This is a genomic window from Leifsonia sp. McL0618 (genome assembly GCF_049994905.1).
Taxonomy (GTDB): Bacteria; Actinomycetota; Actinomycetes; order Actinomycetales; family Microbacteriaceae; genus Diaminobutyricibacter.
Genome location: NZ_CP188258.1, coordinates 519,211 through 531,520 on the forward strand (window position 1 = coordinate 519,211; position 12,310 = coordinate 531,520).

Below are 12,310 nucleotides of genomic sequence, written 5' to 3' on the forward strand. Positions count from 1 at the left end.
ATAGCTAAAGGGGGCTGCGGGCCGAGCTTCATCCACGCCTGCTTGTGAGGGAAGCGGGGTGCGGCCCGACAATCGAACAGGAGGTTAGGAGACAGGCCCTAGGTCCCGTTCCACGAAACATACCAATAGCCAGCGCCCTCACCTGTTTCCCACGTCAACCAGAAGGTGCAGCCGGCCTTGTTGCTCGGATCATCCTTCGAGAATCCGTGGAGCACGACCCGGGTGTGACCTGGGCTCGCCGCCTCGACGGGTACGTTGATGCGGCCGTTGGCGGAGATCGCTGCGCAGTGATCCCAAACCTGATCCCGATCGGTCCGAGATTCTCGCGGATAGAGCCTGGCGAACGCGGACTGGCTGTCGGAATCGAAAACTGCCAGGGTTTTGTTCGTCTGCTCTTCGGAAGACACGACTGGCGCTCGCTCCGCGGGTGGTAGGTCAGGATAAATGATGGCGTAACCCAGCGCCAACCAGCCGAGTAGCAGCCCGAGAGACGCGGCCACGATCACCGTTACCAGTATCGATGTCCGCATCCACCGCGTGCTAGTCGTCATTTGTAGATCCATTAATCGTCGAAGTACCCAATGATTGAGGCAGGCTCGCCGTTACTGAGCATGCTGGCGAGCGGTTTGCTGAATGCGTTATTCGAACGCTCGGTGAAATATGGCAGCCCGCTTGACATACGTGACGATCGTTGTTTGATCCCAAGTGGTTACCGCTCCGCGATTGATGAAAACGTCAGAGGTCTTTAGGGTCGTGCTGCTCGGATGCCTGGGTGCAGGATCGACTAGTGGCGCCTGTGCTCGATTTCGGGAGCTTGTAGCGGCAGCAGCCGGCCACAGGGCAGACTGATCGTAGCTGGGCAGATGAGTGTTGGGAGCGTAGCCGTGACTAATCGCACATACCGAGTCATCGAGATCGTAGGCACGTCGCCCGATGGGACCGATGCTGCGATACGTAACGGGATTGAGCGCGCGTCGAGGACAATCCGCGACATCGATTGGTTCGAAGTGACCGACACCCGCGGGGAGGTGGAGGGTGGCCGAGTCGCGCACTTCCAAGTCACCCTCAAGGTAGGTTTCCGGCTCGAACAGCCCTCCGACTAGCACGCCCGAAGTCCTTGAGGGATCACTGCGGTGGGGCTGTGTCAAGGCGATTTGGCGCGGTTGCGGCGAATCGGAGCCAAACCATCGCTTTGGACCGGGGAGTGGAAGTCGCGAATGAGGCGGGCCAGGAGATCCGGCTTCTCTACGATCAGACCGTGTGTCGATCGAGGAACCACCGCCAACTCTCCATTAAGTAAGGCCTCGTACATTCGCACAGCATGGTCGAAGTGGACCTCGCCGTCGTCGCCGAGCACGATCAGAACCGGCATCGAGAGCCGGCGCAGGTCAGCCTCGGATATTGCAGGTTCAAGCGTGTGCATCCGGTTGGCTTTCTCGACGACCACGGGCCAATGACTTGCGCCGTCCGGCGAGATCTCGGCGTAGGCTTCCGCCATGAACGCCGGCGGCTCGCTCCCCAGCACACCGGTGCGCCATCCGCCCACCTGGAAAGCGGCCTCGCCGAAAACGAGACTGGTCACCAGATCCGGCCGCAAAAGCGCCAGCTCGAGGCCCACGATCGCTCCGTCGCTCCAGCCAATCACATGCGCCCGAGTCACTCCGAGCTCGTCCAGGAGCGCGGCCGTGTCAGCAGCCATGTCAGTGAAGTGCCACTCCCCGTCCCGATCCGGAGTACGCCCGTGCCCCCTCTGCTCGGGGGTCAGAACGCGGTAGCCCGAGGCGAGCTCTTTCATCAGCGGTGCAAGCGACCGGGAATCGGTTCCTCCCGGGTGCAGGATAACGAGGGGCACGTCCTCCGAGCCGCCCACTGCGGCGAACCAAAGTTCAGCCATTTCCTACCCCTATTCGGTTGGACGGCCGAACCGATTCGGACGCACGTCCCACCGACCGACCACGGCTCGCGAAGCTCACTTGAACGCTATGCTCCGCCACCGCACTTTCGCAACGGAAGCGAGGGCAACGGGCTTCGGCCGCGCGGAACGATTGCACCAGGTAATCGGCCAAGAGTCGGCCCGCCGCGGGAGCAGGTCGATGTGTTCCGCGTACAAGAGCGGCCGGCACGGGACACCCTCGGGACTACGATCACGAAACATTGACTCGCAACTGTGAGCATCCGCGGGCAAGGTCGTTATCTCCCGAGAATACTCGCGAGACTAGACCCGTGAGCCGATTCCTGAGTGGACAGCCCGCCGCAATCGCAATGACAAGCGTCCTTGACGTTTACGGTCGAACAGCGTTACGATCGGGCAATGACAAGCAACGTTGACACGGAGAACGAAGCGCCGTCCGAGCTACGCCGTCAGCGTGTGTTTCGCGCACGCATGTGGGTGGGGGCCGGAGCATACCTAATTGCGAACTTCGCGCTGTATCAGTGGGGCGACCACGCGCCCACTCCCTGGCGGCTCGTCCTGGCCCTTTTGCCTTTGCTTGCGATGGTCTGGATGGTTGTGGTCACGGTGATCCGCGTCCGCCAGATGGACGAGTATCAGACCAAATTGCTGTTCCCCGCCTTCGCGGTCGGCTTCACCGTGACGATCCTCGCTGCGATCACCCTGAGCCTACTGAGCACGGCTGGTTTCTCCGTGCCGAATAGTGGGTCGTTTATCAGTCTCGTCGGGGTGCTCGCCTGGGCGGGCACCAGCATCGTGACTGGTGCGTTCACAGCCTGATGGAGAACTTGATCCGCTCCGAACGCGACCAGCGCGGATGGACACAAGCGACGCTGGCCGAACACCTCGACGTTTCGCGCCAGACGGTCGTCGCCCTCGAAACCGGAAAGTACGACCCGTCCCTGCCCCTGGCATTCCGCATCTCCGACCTGTTCGGCAGACCGATCGAAGCCATCTTCTTCCCCGCGCGGAAGCCACAAAACGAACCGATCAATTCCCTGTAAGGGACTTGCGGCGTCCAATAGAGGATCGGCGAACGGCCCTAATAATTCCACGAAACGTCCGCTCGGAAGCGGTCCGTGGCTGACGACTCCGATCCGACTTCGCGGCAATTTGCAGCGGAATCCCGGGGCTCGATGCGATCCTGGGGGAATGGCCGCCTCCCTCCTCGACCGAGCGATCTACTCATACGCTGATGTGGATCGTCTCGTCGGCCTGCACTCAGGCACCGCCAGGCGGTGGCTAGAAGGGTACGAGCGCTCCAGCCGGTTCTACGAGCCGGTCCTGCGTCCCGAACCATCCGGTGCCGAGGCTGTGACCTGGGGCGAGATGGTTGAGGCGCGACTGCTTGCCGAGTTCCGCAGCCAGCAGGTTCCCGTGCAGCGTCTGCGCCCAGCAATCGTTCGGCTCCGCGACGAGTTCGGTCGTTACCCGCTGGCGCACGCTCGCCTGTTCCTCGACGTCGAAGGACGCGAGCTGGTCCGCGCCGTCCAGGAAGAGGCCGGGCTGGATCGCCCGCTTCGATTCGTTGTCGTACGCAACGGACAGGCGATGCTTGCCGAGGCGACACAGCGTTTCTGCGATGCTGTCGAGTACGACGACGGCGTGGTTGCGAGGCTGGCTCCCAACCTCCGCACTCCGGGAGTTGTGATGGATCCGGCGCGAGCGTTCGGCCAGCCCGCGGTCAGGAACGTGCGCACGGACGCCATCGCAGAGGATTATCGGGCCGGGACATCCCGCGAGGAGTTCGCCGAGCTGTACGACCTCAGTGCCGCCCAGGTGGATGAGGCGATCCGGTTCGAATTCATCGCCGGAACCGAGCACGCCGCCTGATGGCGCGCGGGTTCGATCCGGTGTACTTCACCGACGAGAACACGCTTGGTCTCGGAAAGCTCCTGCATCGCAGTGGCCGCGATGACGTCCTGTATCCCGGTCACGAGGGCCTCCCCGAGATTCCCCGCGAAACACCTGATCTCGAATGGATGCCGGTAGTCGCCCGACGCAGCCTTGTGGTCGTCACCCGGGACAGGCGCATCCACTCCCGTCCCGCCGAGCTGAAGGCGAATCTTGAACACGGCATCCGTTCCGTATGGATCGGCGCGAAACGCGACCTCGGGCCCCGAGAGTAGGTTGAGGTCTTCCTCACGCACGAGGCGCGACTGCGCCGAGAGATCATCAAACGTGGTCCCGGGCCGTGGGCTCTCGCGTTGTCACCGACTGGGCTGCGACCCCTTCACTTGAGGGAGCACTCCTAGCGGCTCGCGTCGCCGAGCCCGGGGCGTCCCCGTGTGCCACAGGTTGGACATGTTCGAGCTGCACTTGACGCAGCCGGCCCTACGGAGGTTCCCGCGTACGGGTTCCTCGCATTCATTGACTCCACCTGGGGGCCTGTTCAGCCGGCCGTTCACCATCGGGACGGTCACCGTCCTATGACCGCGGAGGATAGCGGAGCTGGCGGGCCGTCCCGGAGACCTTGACACCACAACGGTGAGACGCGCCCCCACCGTGATCGCGGCCGCGCCTCCGCCGGTTAGGCGGCCGATGCCCAGAGCGCAGTTTTCATCGGTTGTTGAAGATAGCGTGGAAGTCGGGACGATGCTCATTCGAGACACGTTGGATCGTTGCACCACGAGGAAGGGCTGGATGCGGATGGGGACTGCACCGATGAGCTTTGGCGGGTTTCTTCCGGAGGATGCGCCCGATCCGCGTATTGCACGGGCAGAGAAGGTGCGGCTCATGCCGGTGCCGGTTATGGGATTCGTCGCACAGCCAGCACTCGAGGACGTGCACATGGAGAACACGATGTCCTCAGGCATGACCGACATCTCCCAAATGACGGTGGGCATCAACTACACGCTCTGGCGCAATCCCGACGACCGCTCTGACCCGGCCAACCTTGCCGATCTGGATGAGGCGACACGTCGTGCCCTTGACGGACCATTCCCCGCGCCACGGCCGGCCTGGCTGATCGAGCAAGTCGAGCGGATGCGCTACCCGATGCTCTGGGAGGCCGTAAGGACGACGTGGCATCGGGACCCGTCCGAACTCTCAGTGCCGCGAATTCTTGTCGAGCACACCAACCATATTCTGATGAATCGTTTCCGAAAGGCACTGGGACTGGGCGACATAGTCGCCGACCGCTTCGCTGCTCGCCTCACGGAGCGTGCCGTCAACTCACTCGCGACCGTCAACCTAGACGGCGTTGAGATGCCGGCGTTCGAGATCGACACCGACCCATTCGTGTACGCGATCGGCGCGGAACTCAAAGATGGGTCCGTCGTCACCGCGGTCGTGCCTCGCGACGACTTGGAGTACGTCCAAATTGGCTTTGCACGCCGAGCAACCCCTCCCACCGGAGCCATTTCGGCATGAACACGCGAAGGCTTCATCGCGCCGACAGAGTGGTGAGGTCTGCCCGGTAGAAATCGCCCAGCGAATATCCGAAAGTGGATCCGCCAACGGGCCGCCGTACAGCGATGACCGGCCAGATTTGGAGACGTCCCCTGTCAGCGTCCAGACACTTAGTCTGGCAAGGTGAGGCAGGACCAATCGCAGAGTCTTCTGGGACTTCGATGGCATCTTTGCGTATCGAGAAGGATTCTGGTCCTCGACCTCAGAAAAGGCTTTGTAGCCGATCGCTCCGGCGGCTCTGAGAGAACGGCGCACACATGCGGATAGGCATCATCGGGGGTGGCGCGGCCGGCCTGGCGACGGCCTGGCTGCTGGAGCAGCATCACGACGTCACTCTGTTCGAGAAGGACGACCGCCTCGGCGGTCACGCCCACACCGTCGACATCGAGGTCGATGGCCAGACGCTCGCCGTGGACGCGGGATTCCAGTTCTTCGGGCGGAGCGCCGCGTATGCGACGTTCAACCGGCTGCTCGACGCACTCGACGTGCCGCGCACCACATATCCGGCGACGCTCACCGTCGCACGCGGCGACGGCAGCCGACCGGTCGTGATGCCGCCGCTGAACAACGGCCGCCCGGTGTGGGCGTCGCTGACCCCGCGCTCGATCATGCATCTGCTGCGCTTCCGGGCGTTTCTGTCGGGCATCCCCGCGTTCCTCGCCGAGCACGATACGACGATCACGATCGCCGATTATGTCGAGCGCTGCCGGCTGCCGAAGTCGTTCGTCGATGACTTCCTGTTCCCGCTGCTGCTCGCGTTCTGGTGCGTCGACCTCGCCGAGTTCCGCCGGTTCGCCGCATACAACGCGCTCTACTACCTGGGCGCGAACCTGCCGAAGGGTTTCGCGCCGCCGGCGCAGAGCGAGGTTCCCGGCGGTCTCCGGGTCTACGTCGACGCCCTCGTCGCCTCGCTCGAGCGGGCGCAACTGTGCCCTGGTGCGCCGGTCGATTCCCTCACTCGGGATGCCGACGGCTCATTACTCGTCGAGGCGCTAGGCGTGCGCCATCCTTTCGATCATGTCGTGCTGGCCTGCGATGCCCGCACCGCACACGACCTGCTCTCGTCACTGCCGGAGCTGTTCGAGACCCGCGAGCAGCTGGCGCGCTTCGGATACTTTGACACGACGATAGCGATCCACGGTGACCGGCGCCTCATGCCCCGCGACGAGACTGCGTGGTCGGTCGTGAACGTGCGCACCGACGGGACGCACAGCTCACTGTCGGTGTGGAACCCGGCGCGCGGCATGCCCATCTTCAAAAGCTGGGTGACGTTCGACGACGAACTGCCGCAGCCGCTATACGCCACCGCGACCTATCGGCACGGCATCATCGACACCGCGTACTTCGATGCCCAGCAGCGGCTGCGCCCGCTGCAGGGTGCGCACGGCGTGTCGCTGGCAGGGCTGTATACCGCCGATGCCGATTCGCACGAGAGCGCGATCTTGTCGGCGGTCGCCGTCGCCGCGCGCCTCGCGCCCGACGCGGCGCGCCTCGCACGCCTGCGCGCTTGACCGATTTCACGGTGGGCGCAAAGCGGGGCGACGACGTCAGCAACTAGCTGAGCACGACACTCCCGTAGACCTGTCCCGCAAACGGGCCCGGTGAAGGAGCGTCAAACGCTACACGAGTAATGCCGCTCGGCCACAGGGCGGACTTCCGGCTCGACGTACGATTTTCCCCGTCTGTCATGGGGACTGTCGCGAGCACCCTTCATCCTTTGCTGCGCCGCGGCGAAGGGCAAGGCCGGGCGACAGAACCCCCCAGTCACATCCTCTGGAAAGCAGAATCGCGACCGCACACAACCGAACCGGGGGCGAGGTGGCGCCCCACCCCCGGTTCGACCTACTCGCCGTGTGTCGGCGTGAGCGACCAGAAGTGGTCGGCGGTGTCAGCGTCTGACGCCGTCGTGCTCGTCGCGCCCGGCGCACCGACCACGAGCTTTCCGTTGAGCCCGTGTCCGGACGAATCGACCACCGTGGTTCCGCCGGGCTCGTCGAACGCGTAGTGGAGCACGTCGCCGGCCCCGGCCTGGCCGCCAGCGAGCCCAGCGACCTCGGATGCGCTCAGCGCCCGACCGTAGACGTTGAAGTCGTCTACCTTCGCGTCGAGTGCCGGGTCGTTGTATTGCGACTTGCCGATCCAGTTGTTGGGCGAGGCGCCGAGGGCTGCGGGATGTGCGGTCAGCTTGGTGTTCGTTCCGACAGTCTTCCCGTTGACGTACAACGTGCCGGTCGTGCCGGCGACCGTCACCGTCACGAGCGACCACTGGTGGAGCGGCAGCGTGCTGGTGGCGTTGATCTGCTGCTCGGCGCCCGGTCCGTTGGTCGTGATCGCGAAGCGCAGACCGGTTCCCGCGTTGACCGTGAGGAACATGTTCGAACCGGGGCCGGAGCCGAAGTCGAACAGGCGCGACCAGGTCGTGTTCGCTGACGGATCCACCCAGGCCGACACGGTGAAGTCACCGGTCAGCCCGCTGAGAACACCGGTCGGCATACTCACGTACGACGCGGTGTGGCAGAAGTCGAGCGCCGTTCCGAGTTCGCCCGGTGCGCGTGGACCGTCGACCGCGCACGTCGGTGCGCCGTCGGTCCATTGCACCACCTGGGCTCCGGCCGCCGTGCTCATCGCTGAGACGGCGAGTACCAGCCCGGAGGCCCCGTTCGCGAGCTTGTACTGTCCGTTCGCGCCCGGGATGAGCTGCCAGAGCTGCTCGTCGCTCCCGTTGGCCGGTTCGACGACGACTGACGCACCTGCGCTGGTCGACGCATCCTGAACGCCGAGCAGTTTCCCGCTCGCCGCGTTCACGATCGTGTACAGGCCGGACCCGGCGTCGACGAGCTTCCAGGTCTGCGACGCGGCGCCACTTGCGGCAGCCTGGTCGACAGCCGGCGATGCGTCAGTGCCTGTCGTGTCGAGGGCGAGCCCGCTGTTGCCGTTGGTGAGCGTGTAGCTGCCCGCGAGGCGGGTTGCCGGGCCGGGGTGAGTGATCACCAGGTGGTATCCGTAGGCCGCGTTCATCGAGACAGGAACCGTGATCGAGCCGTCGGATGCTGTGTGGTACAGCGTGTTCGAGATGGTGATCGGACCCGCGGTCGGCGTGGTGCGGCCGTACGACGGGGTGTACTCGAGCTTGACGTTCACCGACCCGCCGAGGTTCGTCTTGTCGAGTCCTTCGACCCTGATCGCGGTCGCACCCTGGCCGCCGCCGGCGATGACGTCGACTTCCTTCTGGTCGCTTGTGACGGAGGCTGCTCCGTCCAGTCCGGTGGAGGCAGGGGGAGTGGTGGTGACCATGTTGCCGCTCATCGCGCCGTACCAGGTGTAGAGCCAGTACGAGCCGTTCGGCGAAGCGCCCGTGTCGGTGAGCGTGTCACCGAGGGTGCCGTAGTGGTTCCAGAAGGCGAGCTCGGCGTCGTGCACGCCGTAGCGCTCGAACTTGGCGATGTAGCCGACGAGGGGGCCCGGAACGCCGATCTCCGACGGCGTCGCGTATTCCTCGATCGCGATCGGCCGGGGCGTGATGCCCAGGCTCTTCTCGATCGCCGTCACCTGGGCGATGTCGCCCTGGATGTGCGACGAGCTCTCGAGCTCGTGCCAGGCGATGATGTCGGGCACCGTGTTCGTGGCCACCGCGTTCGCGAGGAAGCTCTGCATCCCGCTGATGTTGTCGGAGTAGCTCGGTCCCTGGATGGGCGTGGTCTGGTCGAGCGATCGCACCTCGCGGTACGTGCGGGTCCAGGCATCGTTGAAGGGGCCGGCCTTGGCGGTGTCCCACGTCCAGTCCGGCTCGTTCCAGAGTGCGTACGCGGCGATGTTCGTCGCGCCCGACGCCTGGACGGATTTCACCTGGGTGTCGACGGCGTTCAGCCAGTCGGTCCAGCTCACCCACTTGTACGGGAAGTTCGGGTACCAGTCCGACATGCGAACGACGACGTTGGCTCCCGCCTTCGCGGCCTCCGGTGCGACGACGAGAGCGTCGCCGGCCGGGGCGGGCTCCCCGTTCGGCAGCTGGTGACCGCCGGGAGCCATCTGCACGAAGGTGTTCGGCTTGATCGCCTGGACGAGATCGTCGGACGGCACCGTGTCCGAGGCGAGCCCGTACAGCGAGCCTGTGGCCACGTGGGTGACCGGCCGGAAGGGCTGGTCGGCGTGGACGACGAGCGTGGATGCTGCGCCAGGCAATGCCTGTGCGGGAGCGGACGCGAGGACCGATCCTGTCGCAGCCAGCGCGAACGCGGCGACGCCGGCGACGATCGAGCTCGTGCGCGGCATCGTGCGGGCGACGCGTTCGGTTGGTGGAGTTGCGGAGCGAGGTGTGGCCGGGCCGGATGGCCGGACGGACCACCGCCCGCCGTTCTGAGTGTGTGGCATTGGTTCGTTTTCTCCGTCAGTTCAGCGACGATGCGAGCGATCCGAGGGGGACCGGGAGACAGGAGCGGCAAATCGTGCGAGTCGATGCGCCCTTGCATCCGGCACCGGGCGGGCCCGATGTCCTCTTTTTCTGGTTGATCAGGTACTCGAACCGGTTCGACGCCTTCGCCTCGAGTGTCGATGACGAGTTTGCGGGAATCGATTCAGGCGAGTGCCTGTCCCGTGGACGCTAGCAGCGGTCTCAGAGCGGGTCAAGAGGAGAAACGAACCGGTTCGATGAAATCCGTGGCACATCGGGCAGGTGAAGCGCGGATCGGCGTCGACAGCAGGCCGTTCCGGCAGGGGTTCGTGGGACCATGTAACGTCCGCAGGTGAAAATGTGATGGAGGCGATGTGGCCGCGACGATCCGTGACGTTGCGTATGCGGCGGGAGTCTCCGTGAGCACGGTCTCGTATGCGCTCTCGGGCAAGCGTTCGCTCTCCGATGAGACCCGCCGGCGCATCGAAGATGCCATCCGCGCGCTGGACTTCACGCCGAACGCCGGTGCCCGTGCGCTCGCGTCGGCCGAAACCAAGGTCTTCGGCCTCTACCTGCAGTTCCGTGAGGACGAGTTCGCGCCCGCGATGCTGCAGTACGTGCTGCCGGTTTCGACGACGGCCCGCGAACACGGCTACGACCTGCTGATGGTCACCGACACCGACCTGCGGGGAGCGATCCACCGCACCACCTCGTCGTACATGGTCGACGGTGCGGTGCTGCTCGACGTGACGTATGACGACGTGCGCCTCGAGCCGCTCCGGCAGGCGAAGCAGCCCGGCGTGCTCATCGGCTATGCCCGCGACGCGACCGGATTCGACGCTTTCGACCTCGACTTCGGCGAAGCGGCGCGGATCGCGGTCGATCACCTGGCCGAGCGCGGGCACAGGGAGATCATTCTCGTGACTCCGCCGCGAGACGTCTACGACCGCGGCGGCTCCTACGCGTGGCGGTTCCGGGATGCCGCGGTCGAGCGGGCGGCCAGGTATGGAATCCGGATGTCGGTGCACGAAGGCGAGGCGCGCCAGCCCGGGATCACCGAGGCTCTCGATGCGGCATTCGCAGCGCTGCCCACCGCGACGGCGCTGATCGTGCACAACGACGCGACGGTGGCCGCCCTTCCGTCGTACCTGAATTCACGCGGCGTGGTCGTGCCGCGCGACCTGTCGGTCGTCGGTGTGTACTCGGCTGATTTCGGGAATGCGTTCTCGCTGCCGTACACCTCGGTGGAGACGCTGCCCGACAAGCTCGGGGAGCTCGCGGTGACCCAGCTGGTACGCCGTATCAACACTCCCGGGCTCGCGGGCGAGCCCCTGACTCGGCTGATCGAGCCCGGGTTCGTCGACCGGGACAGCACGCGCATCGTCTCCTAGCCGCCCGCAAAGGCGACTTCAGCCAACGGGCGCGCCGCGAATCCCCGCCTGATCTGGGCAAAGTATCTAGCGAACCGATTCGACTTGATTTCGGTCTCTCGTGGCGTTATGGTCATCGAAGCGGTTCGACGACGACAGGGAGGCAACGTGGCCGTAACGATCAAAGACGTTGCCCGCGAGGCAGGCGTCGCCCGCAGTACCGTGTCCTACGCCCTCTCGGGTAAGCGCACCATCTCCGACGAGACGCGCATCCGCATCGAAGAGGCGATCAAGACCCTCGGATTCATGGTCAACGCCGGCGCCCGGGCGCTCGCAACCTCCCAGACGATGGTGATCGGGTTGCTCACCCAGTTCCACCAGGACGAGTTCGCCCCGGCGATGCTCCAGTACGTGCTGCCCGTCTCCGACACCGCGCGGGAACTCGGCTACGACATCCTGCTCGTCACCGAGGCCGACGGCACCGAAGCGCTCAGGCGCGTGACGAATTCAGGCATGGTCGACGGCGTCGTGCTCCTCGACGTCACCCACAACGACGACCGGCTCGCAACGCTCAAGGCGGCTCCGCAGCCCGGCGCTCTCGTCGGGCTCCCGAAGGAGACCGAAGGCCTCGACGTCTTCGACCTCGATTTCGGCGAATCGGCGCGCCTTCTCGTGGACCACCTGTACGGGCTCGGCCACCGCGAGATCATCGTCGTGTCACCGCCGAAGCACGTCTTCGAACGAGGCGGGGCGTACGGATGGCGGTTCCGCGACGCCGCCCTGGAGCGCGCGGCCCGGTACGGCATCCAGATCTTCGCCTACTACGGCGAGGCGCAGCAGCCGGCGATCAGCGTCAGCCTCAATGCGATCCTCGATGCGCGCCCGACGGCAACCGCCCTCATCGTGCACAACGACGCGACGATCGCCGCATTGCCGTCTGTGCTCATGCAGCGGGGAGTCCGCGTTCCGGACGACCTGTCCGTCGTGAGCCTCTATTCCAAAGACTTCGGTCGATCGTTCTCGCTGCCGTACACGGCCATCGAGACATCGCCCGACCAGCTGGGCCAGCAAGCGGTCCGGCAACTGGTGCGGCGGATCATCTCGCCAGAGCTCGCCGGAGCTCCGGTGACGCGATTCATCGCACCGGAACTCACGAACCGTGGAAGCACCCGATAGATCCGAACGCAA

General features: G+C 65.1%; 12 protein-coding genes. 9 read left to right on the plus strand and 3 right to left on the minus strand.

Features of this window, described 5'->3' with window-relative positions; genetic code table 11:
- Window positions 1-98: 98 nt before the first annotated feature.
- Complete coding sequence (locus tag ACPPVQ_RS02450; RefSeq protein WP_426518273.1) at window positions 99-551, minus strand: hypothetical protein; 453 nt, start codon at window positions 549-551, stop codon at window positions 99-101.
- Window positions 552-863: 312 nt separating this feature from the next.
- Here ACPPVQ_RS02450 and ACPPVQ_RS02455 point away from each other — a divergent pair, with 312 nt between their 5' ends.
- The gene (locus tag ACPPVQ_RS02455; protein WP_426518275.1) at window positions 864-1,103 is read left to right on the plus strand and encodes a dodecin; all 240 of its coding nucleotides are present in this window, start codon (window positions 864-866) and stop codon (window positions 1,101-1,103) included.
- Window positions 1,104-1,144: 41 nt separating this feature from the next.
- Here the strand turns inward: ACPPVQ_RS02455 and ACPPVQ_RS02460 are convergent, their stop codons facing one another.
- Window positions 1,145-1,894, minus strand: coding sequence for an alpha/beta fold hydrolase (locus ACPPVQ_RS02460; RefSeq protein ID WP_426518277.1), 750 nt, complete (start codon window positions 1,892-1,894; stop codon window positions 1,145-1,147).
- Window positions 1,895-2,311: 417 nt separating this feature from the next.
- Here ACPPVQ_RS02460 and ACPPVQ_RS02465 point away from each other — a divergent pair, with 417 nt between their 5' ends.
- From ACPPVQ_RS02465 to ACPPVQ_RS02490, 6 genes are all read left to right on the plus strand, one after another.
- Entirely contained in the window at window positions 2,312-2,731 is a 420-nt protein-coding gene (locus ACPPVQ_RS02465) for a hypothetical protein (protein WP_426518279.1), read from the plus strand.
- Entirely contained in the window at window positions 2,731-2,955 is a 225-nt protein-coding gene (locus tag ACPPVQ_RS02470) for a helix-turn-helix transcriptional regulator (RefSeq protein WP_426518281.1), read from the plus strand. Before ACPPVQ_RS02465 ends, ACPPVQ_RS02470 begins: the two co-directional genes overlap by 1 nt.
- A gap of 148 nt (window positions 2,956-3,103) precedes the next feature.
- Entirely contained in the window at window positions 3,104-3,784 is a 681-nt protein-coding gene (locus tag ACPPVQ_RS02475) for a DUF433 domain-containing protein (protein WP_426518284.1), read from the plus strand.
- A complete protein-coding gene (locus ACPPVQ_RS02480; RefSeq protein WP_426518286.1) occupies window positions 3,784-4,080 on the plus strand; it encodes a hypothetical protein in 297 nt (98 codons plus the stop codon). Before ACPPVQ_RS02475 ends, ACPPVQ_RS02480 begins: the two co-directional genes overlap by 1 nt.
- A gap of 412 nt (window positions 4,081-4,492) precedes the next feature.
- The gene (locus ACPPVQ_RS02485) at window positions 4,493-5,323 is read left to right on the plus strand and encodes a hypothetical protein (RefSeq protein WP_426518288.1); all 831 of its coding nucleotides are present in this window, start codon (window positions 4,493-4,495) and stop codon (window positions 5,321-5,323) included.
- Window positions 5,324-5,619: 296 nt separating this feature from the next.
- Entirely contained in the window at window positions 5,620-6,873 is a 1,254-nt protein-coding gene (locus ACPPVQ_RS02490) for an FAD-dependent oxidoreductase (RefSeq protein WP_426518290.1), read from the plus strand.
- Between the two features lie 331 nt (window positions 6,874-7,204).
- Here ACPPVQ_RS02490 and ACPPVQ_RS02495 read toward each other — a convergent pair whose 3' ends face one another.
- The gene (locus ACPPVQ_RS02495; protein ID WP_426518292.1) at window positions 7,205-9,634 is read right to left on the minus strand and encodes a LamG-like jellyroll fold domain-containing protein; all 2,430 of its coding nucleotides are present in this window, start codon (window positions 9,632-9,634) and stop codon (window positions 7,205-7,207) included.
- Window positions 9,635-10,126: 492 nt separating this feature from the next.
- On the opposite strand from ACPPVQ_RS02495, the gene ACPPVQ_RS02500 reads away from it, so the two are divergent.
- Both ACPPVQ_RS02500 and ACPPVQ_RS02505 read left to right on the plus strand, forming a co-directional pair.
- The gene (locus ACPPVQ_RS02500) at window positions 10,127-11,143 is read left to right on the plus strand and encodes a LacI family DNA-binding transcriptional regulator (RefSeq protein WP_426518294.1); all 1,017 of its coding nucleotides are present in this window, start codon (window positions 10,127-10,129) and stop codon (window positions 11,141-11,143) included.
- An 84-nt stretch (window positions 11,144-11,227) separates the two neighbouring features.
- Window positions 11,228-12,298: a LacI family DNA-binding transcriptional regulator gene (locus ACPPVQ_RS02505; RefSeq protein ID WP_426518296.1), complete on the plus strand. Its 1,071-nt coding sequence runs from the start codon at window positions 11,228-11,230 to the stop codon at window positions 12,296-12,298.
- Window positions 12,299-12,310 lie beyond the last annotated feature (12 nt).

Bases quoted from the DNA above. Each gene is read 5' to 3' on its own strand.
- ACPPVQ_RS02450 (WP_426518273.1), bottom strand. From the start codon at position 551: ATGACGACTAGCACGCGGTGGATGCGGACATCGATACTGGTAACGGTG.
- ACPPVQ_RS02455 (WP_426518275.1), top strand. From the start codon at position 864: ATGAGTGTTGGGAGCGTAGCCGTGACTAATCGCACATACCGAGTCATC.
- ACPPVQ_RS02460 (WP_426518277.1), bottom strand. From the start codon at position 1,894: ATGGCTGAACTTTGGTTCGCCGCAGTGGGCGGCTCGGAGGACGTGCCC.
- ACPPVQ_RS02465 (WP_426518279.1), top strand. From the start codon at position 2,312: ATGACAAGCAACGTTGACACGGAGAACGAAGCGCCGTCCGAGCTACGC.
- ACPPVQ_RS02470 (WP_426518281.1), top strand. From the start codon at position 2,731: ATGGAGAACTTGATCCGCTCCGAACGCGACCAGCGCGGATGGACACAA.
- ACPPVQ_RS02475 (WP_426518284.1), top strand. From the start codon at position 3,104: ATGGCCGCCTCCCTCCTCGACCGAGCGATCTACTCATACGCTGATGTG.
- ACPPVQ_RS02480 (WP_426518286.1), top strand. From the start codon at position 3,784: ATGGCGCGCGGGTTCGATCCGGTGTACTTCACCGACGAGAACACGCTT.
- ACPPVQ_RS02485 (WP_426518288.1), top strand. From the start codon at position 4,493: ATGCCCAGAGCGCAGTTTTCATCGGTTGTTGAAGATAGCGTGGAAGTC.
- ACPPVQ_RS02490 (WP_426518290.1), top strand. From the start codon at position 5,620: ATGCGGATAGGCATCATCGGGGGTGGCGCGGCCGGCCTGGCGACGGCC.
- ACPPVQ_RS02495 (WP_426518292.1), bottom strand. From the start codon at position 9,634: ATGCCGCGCACGAGCTCGATCGTCGCCGGCGTCGCCGCGTTCGCGCTG.